Genomic DNA, 18332 nt, shown 5'->3' on the forward strand with positions numbered 1-18332 from the left:
ATTACGATATAAACTTCGTCCAGTTACGATGCACCCCGTATGAAGAAACCCGCTTCCGTCCCTGCCGAGCTCGACATCGACGCCATCCACAAGGCCCTCGCCAACCCCGTGCGGCGCGAGATCCTGATGTGGCTGCGCGAGCCGCAGATGTATTTTCCGGAGCAGGAGATTCCGCTCGACCACGGCGTTTGCGCGGGCAAGATCGACGCCCGCTGCGGCCTGTCGCAATCCACCGTCTCGGCTCACCTCGCGGTGCTCCAGAAGGCGGGGCTCGTGACGTCGAAACGCGTCGGCCAGTGGGTTTTCTTCAAGCGCAACGACACCGTCATCGAGGCGTTTCTCGCCCACGTGAACGCCCAGTTGTGACGGGGTCATCGTCCGTTCATTCCCTGCACAAGCACGACGCGGGCCGCGCCCGCCCAAGGTGACATATGGCAACCCTGTTCGACCCCATTCAGATCGGCGACCTCACGCTGCCCAATCGCGTGATCATGGCGCCGCTTACGCGCCAGCGCGCCGGCGAGGCACGCGTGCCCAACGCGCTCATGGCGAAGTACTACGCCGAGCGCGCATCGGCCGGCCTCATCATCAGCGAAGCGACTTCGGTCACGCCGCAAGGCGTCGGCTACGCCGAAACGCCAGGCATCTGGTCGCAGGAGCAGGTTGAAGGCTGGAAACTCGTGACCGATGCCGTGCACGCCGCGGGCGGCCGCATCTTCCTGCAGCTATGGCACGTGGGCCGCATTTCCGACCCCATCTTCCTCGACGGCGAACTGCCGGTCGCGCCGAGCGCCATCGCGGCGCAAGGCTTCGTGAGCCTCGTGCGTCCGCAACGCGAATTCGTGACGCCGCGCGCGCTCGAAACCGACGAAATCCCGGGCGTCGTGGCCGCATTCCGCCAGGGCGCGCTGAACGCGAAGGCCGCGGGCTTCGACGGCGTGGAAGTGCACGCCGCGAACGGCTACCTGATCGACCAGTTCCTGCAAGACAGCACGAACCGTCGCACCGACGCCTACGGCGGCCCGATCGAGAACCGCGCACGCCTGCTGCTCGAAGTCACCGACGCATGTATCGACGTCTGGGGCGCGAACCGCGTGGGCGTGCATCTGGCACCGCGCGGCGACGCGCACACGATGGGCGATTCGAACCCCGCAGCCACGTTCGGCTACGTCGCACGCGAACTCGGCAAGCGCAAGATCGCGTTCATCTGCGCGCGCGAATCGCTCGGCGACAATCGCCTCGGTCCGCAACTGAAGGCCGAATTCGGCGGCCCGTACATCGCGAACGAGAAGTTCTCGCTGGAATCGGCGCAAGCGCTGCTTGCCGACGGCGAAGCCGATGCCGTGGCCTGGGGTCAGCTGTTCATCGCGAACCCCGACCTGCCGCGCCGCTTCGAACTGAATGCGCCGCTCAACGCGCCGAATCCGTCCACGTATTACGCGCGTGGCGAAACGGGCTATACCGACTACCCGGCGCTCGAAAACGTCGCGTGATGTCGCGGGGCGCGCTCGCGCCCCGCATCAATGAAAAAGGGGTGGCCACGGCCGCCCCTTTTTTCGCATGGCGCAACGCGCAACGACTGCGCGCGCAAACGCCGAAAGTCGGCGAGGACCTCCCTTCCTCGGCGCCTATTCCATAGCGCGATTCAATTGGCGCCTGGCGCGCCCGTGCTCTCTAATGGGAACCCTGCCTTTTGCCCCCGCCCCTGCCTCGCCCCGCTGACTGGAGACCCCTCATGCCTCAAGCCGACGTCGCGCAAATCGTCCAGACCATCGCCACCGAAACCAACACGCCCGAGGAAACCGTCGCGCGCATTTACGCCGACACTTTCGACAGCTATCGCGAAGACGCACGCATCCAGGACTATCTCCCGCTATTCGTGGCACGCAAGGTGAGAGCCACGCTGCGCGAGAAGCAAAAGTCGCGACACTAGGCTTTTTCCGGGCGCCCGCCCGGTCTCACTATCTGGACTTTATTCGCGCGGATCGTTCGATCCGTGTGCTCACGCGCAGCCGTTTTTCGGTTGCCGCGTCGCTTCGGCACGCAGGTTCGCTGCATCGCCCCCTCTTAAGCTTCATTTAATTCTTCACTGTAACCATACGATCACCCCTGTTGAGCCGCCGGAGCATTGGCGGCGTTTTTTTATACGGTGCCGTCGCCTGTCTCGCGTCGGCAGTGGCCGGCGAGGCGAAGAAGAACGAAGGAGCCAGTTCATGGTTGAAAACGACGTGCTGATGCACCTGCAGGCGCTGCTGAACGACGGCGCGCGGGCAAACGTCGCGAGCTGCCGGGTTTCGGGTCCGCTGCAGCAGCCTTGGGGCCGCCCCTGCCTGCTCGTCGAATGGACCACGCCGCTCGACGACGGCGCGCGCCGCCAGGTCGTGCCCGCCGATAGCACGGCGCTCGACATCGCGCGTCTCGTTGCCGCGCACGTGCCTGGCCGCCGCATCCTGCTCAACGGCGAACCCGCCGAGCCCGAAGGCGAACGCCCCCGCCGCCGCCGGCGCGCCCGCTCCGGCGCGAGCGTGCGCGTGGCACGCTGAAGGCGCGGCGGCACGCTGCCCTGCCGCAGCCTTACGCCACCCGCTCCCCCAATTCAGCCTCGAGCGCTGCGCTCGCCGTCGTCATCGGCGCGCGCAGTTCGTTGCGGATCAGTCCGCAGCGAGCAAGCGCGGCCTTCACGGGCGCCGGATTCGGTTCCGCAAACGACGCACGCACCAGCGGCACCAGCGCGTGCCAGAGCGAACGCGCCTCGGCCAGCCGCCCCTCGCGCAACGCGTGCTCCATCGCCACGAAGCGCTCCGTCTGCAGATGCGCCGATGCCGCGATCGCCCCGCTTGCGCCCGCGCACAGTACGCCGAACATTTCCAGATCTTCGCCGCAGAGCACCTGCAGCCGCCCGTCGAGAATCAGCGAAAGCGTCTTGTCGAGCGAGCCGCCGCAATCCTTCACCGCGACAATGCGTTCGTGGCCCGCGAGTTCCAGCAGCGTCGGCAGTTCGAGCCGCACGCCGGTGCGCGCCGGAATGTCGTAGAGGATCACGGGCTTGCGGCTCGCGTCGGCGATGGCCGTGAAATGGCCGATCACGCCGGCCTGCGAGGGCCGGATGTAGTACGGCGCGGCCGCCAGCACGCCCGCGAGCGGTAGCGCGTTCAGCTCGCTCACGCGCTCGCACACCGAAGCCGTGTGGTTCCCGCTCACGCCCGCGACCACCGGCGCCGCGCCGGCCGCCGCCAGCACGGTCGCGAGCACGGCATCCTGCTCGCGCGCATCGAGCGCGGCGGGCTCGCCTGTCGTGCCGAGCGCCACGAAGCCGGCCACGCCGGCGCGCACGTAGTGGCGCACCAGCGCGTCGAGCGCGGCGTGATCGACCTCGCCCGCGTTGAACGGCGTGATGAGCGGAATCCAGATACCCGAAAAGTTGGACATGACTTTCCCTAGAACTCGACCGTATCGAAAAGTCCGCAGTGCGGTGCGCAGGAGGGAAGCAAGCCGGGGATGCGGGAGGCAGGGCGCCTTCGACTGACTGTTCCGTCGCACCTCATCTGACGGAACAGCAGGCCCCGGTCAGATGAGCAGCTGTTTTTTGGCTTTGGATTTCACGCGGGCCGCCACGGTGCGCACGAACGCCGGCACCGCGCGCGCAGCGGCGGTATTCGGTCGATCGTGACGGACGGGGACGCGTGACATGCTGCGCAGTGTAACCGGGATGCGGCGATTGCGGGCGCCGCGCTCCCGCCCGAACCGCGGCCGCCTTTCGCTGCGGCACCGCTCCCGACAAAAAGTCTTGACTTCTGTCGGCGTCCAACTAATATACGCACCGCGTACATCAACCCGACTCAAAGGTGCCTGCATGAGCGTCCCGCAACAAGCTTTCCTTCGCGACGCCATGCGGCGTCTGAACATGACCCGCGACGTGTTCGCGAGCCGTATCGGCGTTTCGCGCCGGGCGCTCGACACCTGGCTTCTGCCCGAGGAGTCGCAGGAATCGCGGGCCATGCCGGAGATCGTCGAACGCTTCGTCTCGGAAATCGTCGGCAACGGCGAATTGCGCGAAGGCTATACGCAAAGCGTAGACCCACAGTCGCTCGCCAGCCAGATCCAGTTCGAAGGCCGGCCGCAGCTGCTGTCCGTCGATCAGTTCTCGCGCGACTCCGTCGAAGCCCTCTTCCGCGTGGCCGACATCATGCAGCCCATCGCACGCCGCCGGAAAATCTCGCGCGTGCTCGAAGGCGCGGTGCTCGGCAATCTGTTCTTCGAAGCGAGCACCCGTACGCGCGTGAGCTTCGGGTCCGCCTTCTGCCGCCTGGGCGGTTCGGTGTGCGACACGACCGGCTTCACGTTCTCGTCGATGGCGAAGGGCGAGTCGATCTACGATACGAGCCGCGTGATGGCCGGCTACGTGGATGCGATGGTGATTCGGCATCCTGATCAAGGTTCGGTGGCCGAATTCGCGCGCGCCGTGAACATCCCCGTGATCAACGGCGGCGACGGCCCCGGCGAGCACCCGAGCCAGGCCCTGCTCGATCTCTACACGATCCAGCGCGAGTTCTCGCGCCTCGGCAAGATCGTCGACGGCGCGCACATCGCGCTCGTGGGCGACCTGAAGTACGGCCGCACCGTGCATTCGCTCGTGAAGCTGCTCGCGCTGTACCGCGGCATCAAGTTCACGCTCATTTCGCCGCCGATGCTGGAAATGCCGGCGTACATCGTGGACAAGATCTCGACCAACGGCCACGTGGTCGAGCAAACGACCGATCTCGCGGCGGGCCTGCGCGGCGCCGATGTGGTGTACGCCACGCGCATCCAGAAGGAGCGCTTCACCGACGAATCGTTCGAAGGCTACACGCCCGACTTCCAGATCAACCAGGCGCTCGTCGATTCGGTCTGCGGCCCGGACACGCTGATCATGCACCCGCTGCCGCGCGACAGCCGCCCCGGCGCGAACGATCTTTCGACGGACCTGAACCACGACCCGCGCCTCGCGATCTTCCGCCAGACCGACAACGGCATTCCGGTGCGCATGGCGATCTTCGCGGTGCTGCTGGGTGTCGATACGCTGGTGCAGCACTCGATGCGCGACGCCGCCTGGCGCCCGCCCGTCTATCTGGGCCCGGACGACGCCGTGTTCCACGGCATCGACTGAACCGCGGTCTGATCTTCAGGCCCTGCGGGCCGGGCAGCGCGATGCGTCCCGGCCCGCACGCGGGTTTTACGCATCCACATCCACCACATCCACCGCATCCACCACTATGCAGCGCAACCCTTCCGCCCCGGCCGCCGCGTCGATGGCGGCTTCGAGCTGCCCGAACGGGTAACGCTCCACCTCCACCGCATCGAGCGGCAACTGCCCCGACGCCGCGAGCGCGATCAGCGCCCGGTAATCCGCGCCGCTGTACATGAAGTGACCCATCACCTCCCAGTTATGGATGAGCATCTCCCCGTAACTGAGCGGCAGATCGCACTCCATGCTGCCCATCAGCACCATGCGGCCGTTGCGCCGCAGGCTGCGCAGACAGGCGAGCGTCGCATGGGGATCGGTGGCGTGGCCCACCATGTCGAAGGCCAGATCGGCGCCGCCGCCGGAGGCTTCGCGAATCGCGGCGATATCGCGCGCGGCATCGCCGCTCAGCGCGACGGTGACGACTCGCGTCCCCGCTCGCTCCGCGATCGGCGCCAGTGCCGCCGCGCGGCGCCCCACGGCCACCACCCGGCTTGCGCCCAGCGCCAGCGCATCGAGCACCGCAGCCGAGCCGAACGCCCCAGCCGCACCGTTCACGATCACGGTCTCGCCCGCGGCAAGCCGCCCGCGCCGCAATCCGCCGAACGGCACGACGAGCTTGCCCAGCGCGGCAAGCTGGGCGGACGGCAGCGCGTCGAGCCCGTCGAGCGGAAATACGGTCGAAGCCGGAAACTCGGCGGCTTCGCGCAGGGTGCCGTGCGGAAAGTCGGCCAGCATCGCGTCGCTGCCGGGGCTGATGGCGGTCAGCCCGATCAGGGCCTGCTCCGGCTCGCGCAACGCTTCGTCGGCCACCCAATACGGGCTCAGCGCCACGCGCTGGCCGGCGCGGTAGCGCCCATAGACGCCCTCGCCCACCGCAATCACACGCCCGATACCGTTGGTGCCGGGCGAGAACGGCCCAGGCGGATAAGCGTAGGGCAACTCGCCGCGCAGATACTGGCGGGTATAGCTCAAGAGCGGCACGGCTTCCACGCGCACCAGCAGCGTGCCGCGGCGCGGTTCCGGTTGCGCTTGATCGCGCAGCGCGAGCGGCTGGCTGGGGGTATCGAGCATCCAGGCTTTCATGGTCCTCTCCGTTTGGAATCGATTGACGGATTGAACTGTAGGTGCGCGCCACATATTCTTGAAATCAATTCCTCCGATTCCACCCATCCACGTGACTGATCTCTCCGGCATCGACCTGAACCTGCTCGTCTCGCTCGATGCGTTGCTCGCCGAGTCGAATGTCACGCGCGCCGCTGCGCGGCTGAACCTCTCGCAGCCCGCCGTATCGGCCCAGCTTGCGCGGCTGCGCCAGCTGTTCGGCGACCCGCTCCTGATTCCGGCCGCGAACGGCCGGGGCATGACGCGCACCGCCCGCGCGCTCGAATTGATGGAGCCGTTGCAGTCCGCGCTGCGCACGCTCGAAACCGTGGTGCGGCGGCAGCCTGTTTTCGACCCGCTCGCGGACACGCGACGCTTCGTCGTCGCCGCGAGCGACCAGTCGGCGGTCGTGCTGGGATTGCCGCTGATGGAGAACTGGCCGCGCCTCGCCGGGCCGCAGGTGCAACTGGCGTTCGTCTCCGCCGAACTCGCGGGACTGGCCGAGCGTTTCGAGCAAGGCGAGCTCGACCTGCTGCTCGGCTCGGAACGCATGCTGCCGCCCACGCTCAAGGCGCGGCGCCTCTACGAAGAACGCTTCGTGGCGGCGCAGCGCAAAGGGCATCCACGCGGCACCGCGCCCTACACCCTCGACGATTACTGCGCCTTCGGCCACGTCCTCGTTTCCACCTCGGGCGGCAGCTTCTTCGGCTTCATGGACGAGCATCTGGAAGCGCTCGGGCGCGCGCGACGCGTAGCCCTGTCGGTGCAGCATTTCACGCTCGTGCCCGACGTGCTCGCCCGCACCGACTACATCGCGACGCTGCCCGAGCGGCTGATCGCGCGTTATCAGGACCGGCTCGACCTCTTCGAACTGCCGTTCGATGCGCGCGGCTTCACCATGCTGGCGGGCTGGCATCCGCGCAGCCAGAACGATCCGGCGCATGTGTGGCTGCGCGAGACGGTGGCGGCGATGGTGCCGGTCGCGGGTGGCGCGCAGACGTAGAACGTCGCTCCCGCCGACCAGGCGATTCCTCCGGCATCAATGCAAACGCTTCTCAATTACTAATTTATTGAATAGAATGCTGATCGAAAGAATTTTGTAATTTCTCGCAATGAATCGGTAAGGAACGCCGTCCTCATTGCGACCCACCATGAGGACGAGAGGTATGAAGTCGCGCGCCGACGAGCTGAAGCTCGGCAAACTGAGCACCACCCTGTGCAGCGTGCTCGCGGCGAGCCCCGCGCTCGCACAAACCGCCGCCACCGAGCGGGCTGCCGACCGCGAGGGCCAGCTTGCGCCCATCCAGGTCTCGGGTCAGAACGCGCCCAGCTTCAAGACCGATCACGCCTCCGACATCAAATTCACCGCCCCGCTCGTCGATACGCCGAAGTCGGTCACCGTGATTCCCGAGGCGCTCATCAAGAGCACGGGCGCGAGCACGATGTCCGAAGCGCTGCGCACCGTGCCGGGCATCACCTTCGGTGCGGGCGAGGGCGGCAATCCGCTCGGCGACCGGCCCTTCATCCGCGGCTACGACACCCAGGGCAGCCTTTTCGTGGACGGCATGCGCGATATCGGCGCGACGACGCACGAAGTCTTCAACACCGAAAGCATCGAAGTCATAAAAGGCTCGGATGGCGCGTACGGCGGCCGCGGCGGCGCGGGCGGCAGCATCAACATCGTGAGCAAGGCGCCGCATCTCGGCAATGCGGCCGAAGGCAACGTGGGCCTCGGCACCGACAGCTACCGCCGCTTCACGGCCGACGGCAACTGGCAGTTCGCCGACCACGCGGCCTTCCGCCTGAACCTGCTCTCGCACAACAACGACGTGGCCGGCCGCGACGCCGTGAACAACGAGCGCTGGGGCGTGGCGCCTTCGGTGACATTCGGGCTCGGCACCGCGACGCGCGTGACCGCGAGCTACTACCACCTGCAAACGGACGATCTTCCGGACAGCGGTATTCCGTACTACTACACGAGTTCGAACAAGCCGAAGGGCATGAGCACGCTCTACCCCGCCGATGTCGATCGTCACAACTTCTACGGTCTCGCGGACCGCGATTTCCGCAAGACGCAGTCGGATATCGGCACGGTGCGCATCGAGCACGACATCACGCCGTCGCTCTCGATCCGCAACACCACGCGCTACACGAAATCGAGCCAGGACTATATCTGGACCCAGCCCGACGACAGCCAGGGCAACGTGGCGGACGGGATGGTCTGGCGCCGTGCGAACACACGCGCGAGCGACGTGTGGAGCATCGCGAACCAGACCGAGCTCTACGGCGAGTTCAAGACGGGCTTCCTCAAGCACAACTTCACGACCGGCCTCGAATTCTCGCGCGAGAGCAGCGAGAACGACGCGTACACGGTGGCCACGGGCACGGGCGCGATCTGCCGCACGGCGGGCATCGGCGCGCCCTCGGGCTACAACTGCACGAGCCTGTGGACGCCGAATCCGCACGACCCATGGGCGGGTTCGATACGCAAGAACAACGACCCGACCTACCAGCGCACGATCACCAGGTCGCTCTACGCCTTCGACACGATCGACCTCGCGCCGCGCTGGCAGGCCAATGTGGGCCTTCGCGTGGACGACTACTCCACGCGCTTCCAGAACACGATCGCAAACGGCGGCGCGAAGATCGACCGCGACGACACGCTCTTCAACTACCAGCTCGGCCTCGTCTTCAAGCCCGCGCGCAACGGCAGTGTGTATGCGTCGATTTCCACCTCGTCCACGCCCGCGGGTTCGCTGCTCGGCCAGGGCAGCGAAACGCAGTCGCTCACGCCGGGCCGCGGCGGAATCGGCGCCAATGCGGCGGACCTCGGCCCCGAAAAGAACCGCAGCATCGAATTCGGCACGAAATGGGACCTGCTGAACAATCGCCTCTCGCTCACCGGTGCGCTGTTCCAGATCGATACCACCAACGCGCGCGTGACGCTGCCCGACAACACCTATGCGATGGTGGGCAACAAGCGCGTACAAGGCCTCGAACTCGGCGTGGCCGGCAAGCTCACCGACAAGTGGCAAGTCTTCGGCGGCTACACTTATCTGAAGAGCGAACTGCGCGACAACGGCAAGACCACGTCCGACAACGGCCACCTGTTCCCGAACACGCCGAAGAACAGCTTCACGATGTGGACCACCTACGACGTGCTGCCGCAGTTCACGATCGGCGGCGGTGCGTTCTACATGTCGCAGGTGTATGGCGACACCGCGAATCTGCATGCCGTGCCTTCGTACTGGCGCTTCGACGCGACGGCCGACTACCGCATCAACAAGCATCTCGAAGTACAACTGAACGTGCAGAACCTCTTCAACCGCACGTACTTCGACCAGGCGTACCCCACGCACTACGCGTCGATCGCGCCGGGCCGCTCGGCCTTCGTCACGCTCACGGCGCGGTACTGATCGCCATGCGTCCGCACCGTGAAATCGCTTCGCCCAAGCCCGTGAGCGGCGAATCAGTCAGCGACATTCCGCTCCACGAACGCGTGCCGCTGCGGCAGCTCGCGAACGTCTCGGCCGAGGAATTCGCGGCCATTCTCGCGGGGCCGCCCGAGCGCGCCGCCGCGTGGGTGGCGGCGGCGGCCCACAACGGCATCGTGGAAGCGCAGGCCGTCTATGGGCAATGCCTGCTCGACGGCCACGGCGTCGAACGCGACCTGGAGGGGGCGTTCACGTGGTTTCGCCACGCGGCGCGCCGCGATCATCCGATGGCGATGAACATGCTCGGCCGCTGCTACGAGCATGGCTGGGGCACCCTCGCGTGCGCACCGGTTGCCGTGTACTGGTATCGGCTCGCCGCGCGCGCCGGGCTCGACTGGGGTATGTACAACTATGCGTCTTCGCTCGCGCTTGGCCGAGGCACCGAGGAGAATCGCGCCGAAGCGCTCGCCTGGTTTCGCCGCGCGGCAGCGCTGGGGCATGCGAAGTCGCTGAACTTCATCGGCAGCTTCTACGAGGACGGCTGGGTGGTGGACGCCGATCTCGAACAGGCCCGGCACTTCTACCGCGAGGCCGCGCACGGCGGCGATTTTCGCGGCCAGTTCAACTATGCGCGGCTACTCGCCTCGCACGGCGAAATCGACGAGGCACTGGTGTGGCTCGCCCGCGCCCGCGCGCACGCCACGCCCGCCTTCATCGCGCAGATGCAGGCCTGGCTCGCGCATGCGCCGCTCGATGCGTTCCGGCGCTTCGCTGCCGCGCTCGGCCCGGCTCGTGTGGCGCCCCGGAGTGTCGTCGCATGATGCTGCATATCCCCGGCGTACTTTGCGCCGAGCAGGTGCGCCAATGCCGCGAGGTGCTCGACGCCGCCAGCTGGATCGACGGCAATGCCACCTCGGGCGTGCAGTCGGCGCAGGTCAAGCGCAACGAGCAGTTGCCCGAAGGCTCGGCCGCCGCGCGTTCGGTGGGCCGCGCGATAGAGGACGCACTCGTAAGGAATGCCAGGTTTTTTTCGGCTGCGCTGCCGCTCAAAGTGTTCCCGCCGCTCTTCAACCGCTACGCCGGCGGCGACGGCTTCGGCACGCACGTGGATAACGCCATCCGCCTTTTGCGCGGCAGCGATTTTCGCGTGCGCAGCGATCTTTCGGCCACCCTCTTCCTTGCCGACCCCGAGAGCTACGACGGCGGCGAACTTTGCATCGACGATACCTACGGCACGCACCGCGTGAAGCTGCCCGCCGGCGACATGGTGCTCTACCCCGCTTCGAGCCTGCATCGCGTAACGCCCGTGACGCGCGGCGTGCGCGTGGCGTCGTTCTTCTGGATCCAGAGCATGGTGCGCGACGACGCGGAACGCGCGCTGCTGTATCAACTCGACAACGACATCCAGCGGCTCAACGCCCAACAGGGGGCGAACGACCCGACGGTGGTCAGCCTCACTGGCATTTATCACAATCTGCTGCGACGCTGGGCCGACGCCTGAATCGCGCCAGGCCGGGACGCGATGGTCCGGAACAATTCCTGTCCATCCCGCCAGCCTGACGTCAGCCCCTTGCCATCCTTGCGCCATGCTCGCGCAAGTCACGAAAGTTTCTCTGCCCAACCCTTTACTTTCGCTCCCGGCAGGCGCAACGTGCAGATCTGACGAAACGGCCGCCGGGTTTTTCGCAGCGCCGCTCGTCGCGTATCACGTGGATCGCGCCCGTGCATCCACCGCGTTCGCGGCCGCCTGACGCCGGCCGCGAACCGGAGCACTCTGCGCGAATTCGCGGTATCGGAATTGCTATCAAGCCGAGGTCCGCACGCTGCTGCCGGCCGAGTGTCAAGCGACCGCGCGCAGGTGCGTTTCCGTCCTTCGATGGAGCCACCGAACGCCATGTCCAAAGATCTCCCCAACGACGCGGGCGAGCCCGCGCCGGCCGATGTCTCGCGCCGCCGTTTCCTGCAGTCGGCGGCGGCCGCCGCCGCACTGGGCGCCACACCGCATCTGCATGCACAGAACGGTCCACCTTCCGCCGATCCCGCTGCGCCTCCGCGTCCGACGCCGCCTCAGCCGGTGCACCTGAGCATCAACGGCCGCGAGTATGTTTTGCATATCGAACCGCGCGTCACGCTGCTCGACGCCTTGCGTGACTACGCAGGCCTCACCGGCACGAAGAAAGGCTGCGACCGCGGTCAGTGCGGCGCGTGCACCGTGCTCGCGGATGGCCGCAGAATCAACTCGTGCCTGACGCTTGCGGTCATGCACGAAGGCGAGCGCATCACGACCGTCGAGGGCCTGGCGAGCGCGACGGCCCTGAGCCCCGTGCAGCGCGCCTTCGTCGACAACGACGCCTTCCAGTGCGGCTACTGTACGCCGGGGCAGCTATGCTCGGCCACCGCGTGCATCAGCGAGTTCAACGCGGGCACGGCGAGCGCCGCGACGCACGACGTGAGCGCGCGCCCCGCACAACTGACCGACGCCGAAATTCGCGAACGCATGAGCGGCAACCTGTGCCGCTGCGGCGCCTATGCGAACATCGTGGCCGCGGTGCGCGACGCGCACGCGGCCAGCGCGTGAACGGGGGGCACTCGCGATGGATGCCATCTCCTACCAGCGCGCCGCCGACGTCAATGGCGCGATCCAGGCCGCGCAGCAGCCGGGCGCCGTCTTCATCGGCGGCGGCACGAACCTGCTCGATCTCATGAAGGGCGGCGTGGCGCACCCCGTGACGCTCATCGACATCACGCGGCTCGCGGCCCTGCAGAACGTCGAAACGCTGCCCGACGGCGGCCTGCGCATCGGCGCACTCGTGCGCAACAGCGACGCCGCCAATCACGCCCTCGTGCGCACGCGCTACCCCCTCCTCACGCAGGCGCTGCTCTCGGGCGCCTCGGCCCAGTTGCGCAATATGGCGACGGTGGGCGGCAACCTCATGCAGCGCACGCGCTGCGGCTACTTCTACGACACCGCCTTCACGCAATGCAACAAGCGCATGCCGGGCAGCGGCTGTGCCGCGGCGAGCGGCTTCAGCCGCATGCATGCGATCCTCGGCGCGAGCCCGCAATGCGTTGCCGTGAATCCTTCCGATATGAGCGTCGCGCTCGCCGCGCTCGAAGCCACCGTACAGGTAAGTGGTCCTAACGGTGCTCGCGCGATTCCTTTAGCACAGTTTCATCGCTTGCCCGGCGACCGCCCCGATCTCGACACCACGCTGCAACCGGGCGAGCTGATCACCTCCGTCGATCTGCCGCCACCGGCGTTTAGCGACCACGCGCATTACCTCAAGGTGCGCGACCGCGCGAGCTACGCGTTCGCGCTCGTTTCCGTGGCAGCGGCTTTGCAGATGGACGGCCATACGGTGCGTGCAGCGCGCGTGGCGCTGGGCGGCGTCGCGCATCGTCCCTGGCGCGCAAGCGTCGTGGAGGCGCGGATCACGGGTCAGGCACTCAACGCGGCGACGCTGCGCGAAGCCGCCGCCGCCGAACTCGCGAGTGCGCAGCCGCTCAAGGGCAACGCGTTCAAGGTCGCGCTCGCGCAGCGCTCGATCGTCCGTTCGGTGATGCTGGCCGCGGGCCAGACGGGAGATTTCGCATGAGCAACCTCACGGGTCAGCCGCTCGACCGCATCGACGGCATCCTCAAGGTCACGGGCAATGCGCACTATGCCGCCGACTTTCCCGAGTCGCGCCTCGCGCATGCCGTCCTCGTCACGAGCACGATATCGAGCGGCACGATTACCGCCATCGACATGCGCCGCGCGCAGCAAATGCCCGGCGTGCTGCTCGTGATGACGTATCAGAACGCCATGCGCCTGCCCAACGGCGGCCGCCCGCCGCTCAGCCCGCCAGCAGGGCGGCACCTCACGCTGCTGCAGGACAACGTCGTGCGCTACAGCAACGAGCCGGTGGCAGTGGTGGTGGCCGACACCTTCGAGCATGCAACGGATGCCGCGCGCCACGTGAGCATCACGTACGCGGCCTCGCCGGCCACGCTCGACTTCACGAGCGCGAAGGCCACCGCCCACATCCCGCCCGGCCAGCCGGGGCGTCCGGTCGACTCGGAGCGCGGCAACCCGGATGCGGGGCTGCAGGAAGGCGCGGTGCGCCTCGACGCGGTTTATACGACACCCATGCAGTTCCACAACCCCATGGAGCCCCACGCGACGATGGCGCACTGGGACGGCCCGGACCTCACGCTCTACGACGCCACCCAGGGCGTATCGGGCACCCGCGCGGCAGTGGCAGGAGTGCTTGGCATTCCTGCCGATAACGTGCGCGTGATTTCGCCGTTCATCGGAGGCGGCTTCGGTTGCAAGGGCTCGTCGTGGTCGCACGTGAGCCTCTGCGCGATGGCGGCCAAACAGACGGGGCGGCCCGTGCGCCTCGCGCTCGCGCGTCCGCAGATGTTCGGCTCAGTGGGCAGCCGACCGCGCACCGAGCAGCACATCCAGATCGCGGCCCACCCGAACGGCACGCTCACCGGCATGCGTCACGACACGTTCGCGCACACCTCGACGTTCGAAGACTGGACCGAAATGTCGGGCCTCGTTACGCGCATGATGTACGCCGTGCCGAACCAGAGCACGAGCCATCGCGTGGTGCCGCTCAACGTGGGCACGCCCACTTTCACGCGCGCGCCTGGCGAAACCACGGGCTCGTTCGCGCTCGAATCGGCGATGGACGAACTGGCCTGGCAACTGAACATGGACCCGGTGGCGCTGCGCCTCGCGAACTACGCCGAAGTCGAGCCGCAGGACGGCAAGCCGTGGTCCTCGAAGGCGCTGCGCGAATGCTACGAAACGGGTGCCCAGCGCTTCGGCTGGTCGCGCCGCACGGCCGCGCCGCGTTCGATGCGCGAAGGCAACACGCTGATCGGCCTCGGCATGGCGAGCGCCACCTATCCCGCGAACCGCAGCGAGGCCGCCGCGATCGCGCGCATCCTGCCCGACGGCAGCGCAATGGTGGCCTCCGGCACGCAGGACCTCGGCACCGGAACCTATACGGTGATGACCCAGGTGGCCTCGGACGCACTCGGCTTTCCACCCGATCGCATTCACTTCGCACTCGGCGACTCCACGCTGCCGCGCGCGCCGGGCTCAGGCGGCTCGCAGTCGGCGGCGAGCGTCGCGCCCGCGGTGCAGGCCGCCGGGCAGCAGGTGCGCGACAAGCTGATCGCGCTGGCGCTCGCGGACCCCGCGTCCCCGGTTCACGGCGCGGCGCCCGAAGCGGTCGCGGTGCAGGACGGCTGGGTCGTCCTGCGCGACGACACCTCGCGCCGCGATCCTGCTGCAGCCATTCTCGCGCGCGCGGGCGGCAAGCCCATCGAAGCCGTGGCCACGACGAAGCCCGGCAGCGAGCGCCAGCAGTACGCGTTCCACTCGTTCGGCGCGGTCTACGCGGAGGTTCACGTGGATGCGGATCTCGGCACGATTCGCGTCGCGCGCATCGTGGGCGTGTACGACGTGGGGCGCCTGCTCAACGAAAAGACCGCGCGCAGCCAGTTGATGGGCGGCATGGTCTGGGGCGTGGCGACGGCGCTCGAAGAGGAGGCGCTGCTCGATCCGCGTTTCGGGCGCATCGTGAACGGCAATCTCGCGGAGTACCACGTGCCCGTGAATGCCGATATCGGCGAGCTGGACGTGCAGTTCGTCGGGCCGCCCGATACGCGCTTCAACGCGCTCGGCGTGCGCGGTATCGGCGAGATCGGCATTACCGGCGTGCCCGCGGCGATTGCGAATGCCGTGTACCACGCAACGGGCGTGCGGGTGCGCGATCTGCCCATTACGCTCGACAAGGTCATGGCGCCGATGACAGCCTAGCCCGGCTTCCGGTTCGGCTTGCCGTTCACCCGCGCCGCGCGATCCGCCCACCCCGCGTTCCCATCGGAAACGCTCCCGGGCAGACGGACCGCGCACGCGGGTCTTGCCTCGCGCGCGCTTGCGCCGCACAATCGACGCTTCCCTTCCTCGCGCGCGAGACACCCATGGCCTACGCATCGCTTGCCACCGGCGTTCTTCTCGCCGCCGGCACCGGGTCGCGCTTCGACCCGGAGGGTCTGCGCAACAAACTCCTCGCCCCGCTGCCCGACGGCACCGGCGTCGCGCGCGAAGCCGCGCACCGGCTGCTGCTTGTCGTTCCCAAGGTGATCGCCGTGGTGCGCCCCGGCGCGGAAACGCTCGCCTGGGTGCTCAACGAAGCCGGCTGCGACGTGGTGTTTTCCGCGGATGCGGTGAGAGGTATGGGCGCGAGCCTCGCGGCCGGCGTGAGCGCGGCCCAGGATGCGGAAAGCTGGATCGTGGCGCTGGCCGACATGCCGCGCATCGCGGTCGACACCATCGGCGAGGTGGCGCGCGCCATCGACGAAGGCGCGTCGATTGCCGCGCCCTTCTACGAAGGGCAGCGCGGACACCCGGTGGGCTTCGCCTTCGAGCATCGCGACGCGCTGATGGCGCTCGACGGCGATGCCGGCGCGCGCGCGTTGCTGGCCAGTTATCCGGTCACGCGCATCGACGTGAACGACCCCGGCATCCTGCGCGACGTCGATACGCCGGCCGACCTGAGCCGGATGTAGCGCCGCACGCGCCTCAGGGATGATCGATTGCGGGAGTTTCGGCTGCGGCGGCTGCACCCGCATCCGCAACTTCGGTGGATGACGCAACTGGCGCCGGCACCGTGGCAACTTGCGGCTGCGGTTTGGCATGGGCTTCGTTGTGACCGAACAGCGAGGGCACGCCAAGCAAGCCCGCTACGAACACCACCCCAATCACCACCGCACCCATGACCGCACTCCGCCTGAACAAACCGGGGACGCCTCGCGTCCCCTCAATTTTGAGAAAGGCAGGAGTCTAAGGGCTGAGGTGCGATTGTGAAACCTCGATGACATACAAACAGCGTTGCTTCAACCGCAACAATGGGTGCCGCATCCGTGTCGCGGTTCACGCCTCGTGCCTCATGCCGCGCGAAACTGCGCAGGACGCGCGGCCATCGCCTACGCTGTAGATTGAAGAACGGCCCCGCCGCCACGGGGGGCGCCGCGACACACGAGGTATTCGCGATGATCTGCTCGCACACGAATCCACTGCCCGATCCGCTCGCCGATCCAACGCGCGATCCCGAGCGCGACCCGCTCACTCCACCGCCGCCCGGCCATCACGGCGAAGAGCCGCAACGGCCTGAAGGACCGCCGAGCAAAGACCCGGTATAAGCGCGTCCCACCCACGCCACCCAGGGCGCGACTGCCGCGCCCGCCCACCCGCGCACGCTCGCTATCGTCGGACGAAAAATCCGCCCAACCCGCCGCACCTTCGCGGATGGCTGGATCTTGGCGTAAACAGCCAGAACCATCTCGCTAGACTGAAATCCGGGCAAGTCGTGCGCGCCACCCCCGCGCGTACGAAAAACGAAGCCCGAAAAAGGCGCGCCGCAAGACACCTGGCATCTGGCTGCACACGAGCGGCGCACCCTGCGACAGGAGACCGGGTGGACAGAGGACGCGTCCGCCGGCGTGGAGCGCGCCGGCCATCGCACACCGCTTGCCCATCAGCACGACATGAACGGGTGACCGATGACGACCGTACAAGACCGCGCCCTGCGCGACGGCCTGCTGCCGGCTGCCCCCGCCGGCGCGGCGCCCGCTCGCGCAGCCCATTCGCTTTTTCATGAGCCGTGGTGGCTCGACATCGCCACGCAAGGAAACTGGGCGCTCGCCACGGTGAGGCACAACAACGAGACCATCGGCGAGATGCCCTACACGCTCGCGCGCAAGCATCTCTGGCGCATCTCGCATCTGCCGCCGCTCACGCGCACGCTCGGGCCGGTGATCCCGTCCGTGACGGGCAGCGCATCGCGACAGACCCGCCACCGGCTGGACGTCACCGGCCAGTTGATCGACCAGTTGCCCCATTGCGACAGCTTTTTCCAGGTGCTCGATCCGCGCATCGGCGACGCGCTCGCGTTCGCGCTGCGCGGCTTCACGGTGTCGGCGCGCTACACGTTTCGCATCGGCGCGCAGGCCACGGCCGAAGAAGCCTGGGCGCGGCTCGACAGCAAAACCCGCAATGTGATCCGCAGCGCCTCGCGCGAACTCACGGTCGCGCCGATCGCGACACCCCGCGAATTCCTCGCGTTCTATGAGGCCAATCTCGCGGCGCGCTCGCGCACCAACGCCTATGGCGCGGGCGTGATGCGCCAGCTCGTCAATGCGTTCGTGGAGCGCGGCGCCGGCACGCTGCTCGGCGCCTATGCGGACGGCGCGAGACTCGTCGCCGCGATCGGGCTCGTGTGGGACCAGCAGGCGATGTACTACCTGCTCTCGTCGCGCGTGCAGGACGCGCACTGCGGCTCGATCAGCCTGCTGCTCTGGAACGGCATCCTGCGCGCGCTGGAGCAAAGGCTCACGTTCGACTTCGACGGCTTCTCGAGCCCGGCCACCTTCAGCTTTCTCAACGGCTTCGGCGCCACCCTGACCCAGCGCCTGGGCGTGGAACGGCTCAGCACCTTCTATCTGCTCACGCGCACGCTCAAGCGCAGGTTCACGCCTGCCTCGGAAGTCGTGTTCGTCCCTACGCTGTGATT

At 67.5% G+C, this 18332-nt stretch carries 16 protein-coding genes and 1 pseudogene; 14 read left to right on the top strand and 3 right to left on the bottom strand.

The annotated features are described in order from the left end of the window. Positions 1 to 39: 39 nt before the first annotated feature. The 4 genes and pseudogenes from U5760_RS09345 to U5760_RS09360 all read left to right on the top strand — a co-directional run. Positions 40 to 366, top strand: a complete 327-nt coding sequence (locus tag U5760_RS09345; protein WP_322011248.1) for a metalloregulator ArsR/SmtB family transcription factor — start codon at positions 40 to 42, stop codon at positions 364 to 366. A gap of 65 nt (positions 367 to 431) precedes the next feature. After that, the gene (locus tag U5760_RS09350; protein ID WP_322011249.1) at positions 432 to 1493 is read left to right on the top strand and encodes an alkene reductase; all 1062 of its coding nucleotides are present in this window, start codon (positions 432 to 434) and stop codon (positions 1491 to 1493) included. Positions 1494 to 1735: 242 nt separating this feature from the next. After that, entirely contained in the window at positions 1736 to 1933 is a 198-nt protein-coding gene (locus U5760_RS09355; RefSeq protein ID WP_322011251.1) for a DUF3562 domain-containing protein, read from the top strand. Positions 1934 to 2213: 280 nt separating this feature from the next. Beyond that, positions 2214 to 2444 (top strand): annotated as a pseudogene (locus tag U5760_RS09360) (DUF2866 domain-containing protein); the annotation flags it as partial. 130 nt (positions 2445 to 2574) lie between these two features. Here U5760_RS09360 and dapA read toward each other — a convergent pair. Continuing rightward, complete coding sequence (dapA, locus tag U5760_RS09365; protein ID WP_322011253.1) at positions 2575 to 3429, bottom strand: 4-hydroxy-tetrahydrodipicolinate synthase; 855 nt, start codon at positions 3427 to 3429, stop codon at positions 2575 to 2577. 424 nt (positions 3430 to 3853) lie between these two features. Here dapA and U5760_RS09370 point away from each other — a divergent pair, with 424 nt between their 5' ends. Beyond that, a complete protein-coding gene (locus U5760_RS09370) occupies positions 3854 to 5146 on the top strand; it encodes an aspartate carbamoyltransferase (RefSeq protein ID WP_322011254.1) in 1293 nt (430 codons plus the stop codon). A 66-nt stretch (positions 5147 to 5212) separates the two neighbouring features. Here U5760_RS09370 and U5760_RS09375 read toward each other — a convergent pair whose 3' ends face one another. Continuing rightward, the gene (locus U5760_RS09375; RefSeq protein ID WP_322011256.1) at positions 5213 to 6307 is read right to left on the bottom strand and encodes a zinc-binding dehydrogenase; all 1095 of its coding nucleotides are present in this window, start codon (positions 6305 to 6307) and stop codon (positions 5213 to 5215) included. Positions 6308 to 6398: 91 nt separating this feature from the next. On the opposite strand from U5760_RS09375, the gene U5760_RS09380 reads away from it, so the two are divergent. The 8 genes from U5760_RS09380 (at position 6399) to U5760_RS09415 (ending at position 16329) form a co-directional block, all read left to right on the top strand. Then, the gene (locus U5760_RS09380) at positions 6399 to 7328 is read left to right on the top strand and encodes a LysR family transcriptional regulator (protein WP_322011258.1); all 930 of its coding nucleotides are present in this window, start codon (positions 6399 to 6401) and stop codon (positions 7326 to 7328) included. A gap of 163 nt (positions 7329 to 7491) precedes the next feature. Next, a complete protein-coding gene (locus tag U5760_RS09385; protein WP_322011259.1) occupies positions 7492 to 9741 on the top strand; it encodes a TonB-dependent siderophore receptor in 2250 nt (749 codons plus the stop codon). Between the two features lie 5 nt (positions 9742 to 9746). Then, the gene (locus U5760_RS09390; RefSeq protein WP_322011261.1) at positions 9747 to 10580 is read left to right on the top strand and encodes a tetratricopeptide repeat protein; all 834 of its coding nucleotides are present in this window, start codon (positions 9747 to 9749) and stop codon (positions 10578 to 10580) included. Then, a complete protein-coding gene (locus U5760_RS09395; protein ID WP_322011262.1) occupies positions 10577 to 11260 on the top strand; it encodes a Fe2+-dependent dioxygenase in 684 nt (227 codons plus the stop codon). Before U5760_RS09390 ends, U5760_RS09395 begins: the two co-directional genes overlap by 4 nt. 393 nt (positions 11261 to 11653) lie before the next feature. Next, positions 11654 to 12337, top strand: a complete 684-nt coding sequence (locus tag U5760_RS09400) for a (2Fe-2S)-binding protein (RefSeq protein ID WP_322011264.1) — start codon at positions 11654 to 11656, stop codon at positions 12335 to 12337. Between the two features lie 16 nt (positions 12338 to 12353). Beyond that, positions 12354 to 13355, top strand: coding sequence for a xanthine dehydrogenase family protein subunit M (locus U5760_RS09405; protein WP_322011265.1), 1002 nt, complete (start codon positions 12354 to 12356; stop codon positions 13353 to 13355). Next, positions 13352 to 15577, top strand: a complete 2226-nt coding sequence (locus tag U5760_RS09410) for a xanthine dehydrogenase family protein molybdopterin-binding subunit (RefSeq protein WP_322011266.1) — start codon at positions 13352 to 13354, stop codon at positions 15575 to 15577. The genes U5760_RS09405 and U5760_RS09410 overlap by 4 nt, the downstream gene beginning before the upstream one ends. A gap of 164 nt (positions 15578 to 15741) precedes the next feature. After that, positions 15742 to 16329, top strand: a complete 588-nt coding sequence (locus U5760_RS09415; protein ID WP_322011267.1) for a nucleotidyltransferase family protein — start codon at positions 15742 to 15744, stop codon at positions 16327 to 16329. Positions 16330 to 16342: 13 nt separating this feature from the next. On the opposite strand, the gene U5760_RS09420 is transcribed toward U5760_RS09415, so the two are convergent. Then, positions 16343 to 16537 (bottom strand): hypothetical protein, encoded by a 195-nt coding sequence (locus U5760_RS09420; RefSeq protein ID WP_322011268.1) that lies wholly within the window; start codon positions 16535 to 16537, stop codon positions 16343 to 16345. A 785-nt stretch (positions 16538 to 17322) separates the two neighbouring features. On the opposite strand from U5760_RS09420, the gene U5760_RS09425 reads away from it, so the two are divergent. Beyond that, entirely contained in the window at positions 17323 to 18330 is a 1008-nt protein-coding gene (locus U5760_RS09425; RefSeq protein WP_322011269.1) for a GNAT family N-acetyltransferase, read from the top strand. The last annotated feature ends 2 nt before the right edge of the window (positions 18331 to 18332 follow it).

The organism is Paraburkholderia sp. J12, from assembly GCF_905220215.1.
Lineage (GTDB): Bacteria > Pseudomonadota > Gammaproteobacteria > Burkholderiales > Burkholderiaceae > Paraburkholderia.

What these genes read in the sequence shown, in the direction of transcription:
- U5760_RS09345 (WP_322011248.1), top strand. Translation starts at nt 40, where the DNA reads ATGAAGAAACCCGCTTCCGTCCCTGCCGAGCTCGACATCGACGCCATC.
- U5760_RS09350 (WP_322011249.1), top strand. Translation starts at nt 432, where the DNA reads ATGGCAACCCTGTTCGACCCCATTCAGATCGGCGACCTCACGCTGCCC.
- U5760_RS09355 (WP_322011251.1), top strand. Translation starts at nt 1,736, where the DNA reads ATGCCTCAAGCCGACGTCGCGCAAATCGTCCAGACCATCGCCACCGAA.
- dapA (WP_322011253.1), bottom strand. Translation starts at nt 3,429, where the DNA reads ATGTCCAACTTTTCGGGTATCTGGATTCCGCTCATCACGCCGTTCAAC.
- U5760_RS09370 (WP_322011254.1), top strand. Translation starts at nt 3,854, where the DNA reads ATGAGCGTCCCGCAACAAGCTTTCCTTCGCGACGCCATGCGGCGTCTG.
- U5760_RS09375 (WP_322011256.1), bottom strand. Translation starts at nt 6,307, where the DNA reads ATGAAAGCCTGGATGCTCGATACCCCCAGCCAGCCGCTCGCGCTGCGC.
- U5760_RS09385 (WP_322011259.1), top strand. Translation starts at nt 7,492, where the DNA reads ATGAAGTCGCGCGCCGACGAGCTGAAGCTCGGCAAACTGAGCACCACC.
- U5760_RS09390 (WP_322011261.1), top strand. Translation starts at nt 9,747, where the DNA reads ATGCGTCCGCACCGTGAAATCGCTTCGCCCAAGCCCGTGAGCGGCGAA.
- U5760_RS09395 (WP_322011262.1), top strand. Translation starts at nt 10,577, where the DNA reads ATGATGCTGCATATCCCCGGCGTACTTTGCGCCGAGCAGGTGCGCCAA.
- U5760_RS09400 (WP_322011264.1), top strand. Translation starts at nt 11,654, where the DNA reads ATGTCCAAAGATCTCCCCAACGACGCGGGCGAGCCCGCGCCGGCCGAT.
- U5760_RS09405 (WP_322011265.1), top strand. Translation starts at nt 12,354, where the DNA reads ATGGATGCCATCTCCTACCAGCGCGCCGCCGACGTCAATGGCGCGATC.
- U5760_RS09410 (WP_322011266.1), top strand. Translation starts at nt 13,352, where the DNA reads ATGAGCAACCTCACGGGTCAGCCGCTCGACCGCATCGACGGCATCCTC.
- U5760_RS09415 (WP_322011267.1), top strand. Translation starts at nt 15,742, where the DNA reads ATGGCCTACGCATCGCTTGCCACCGGCGTTCTTCTCGCCGCCGGCACC.
- U5760_RS09420 (WP_322011268.1), bottom strand. Translation starts at nt 16,537, where the DNA reads ATGGGTGCGGTGGTGATTGGGGTGGTGTTCGTAGCGGGCTTGCTTGGC.
- U5760_RS09425 (WP_322011269.1), top strand. Translation starts at nt 17,323, where the DNA reads ATGACGACCGTACAAGACCGCGCCCTGCGCGACGGCCTGCTGCCGGCT.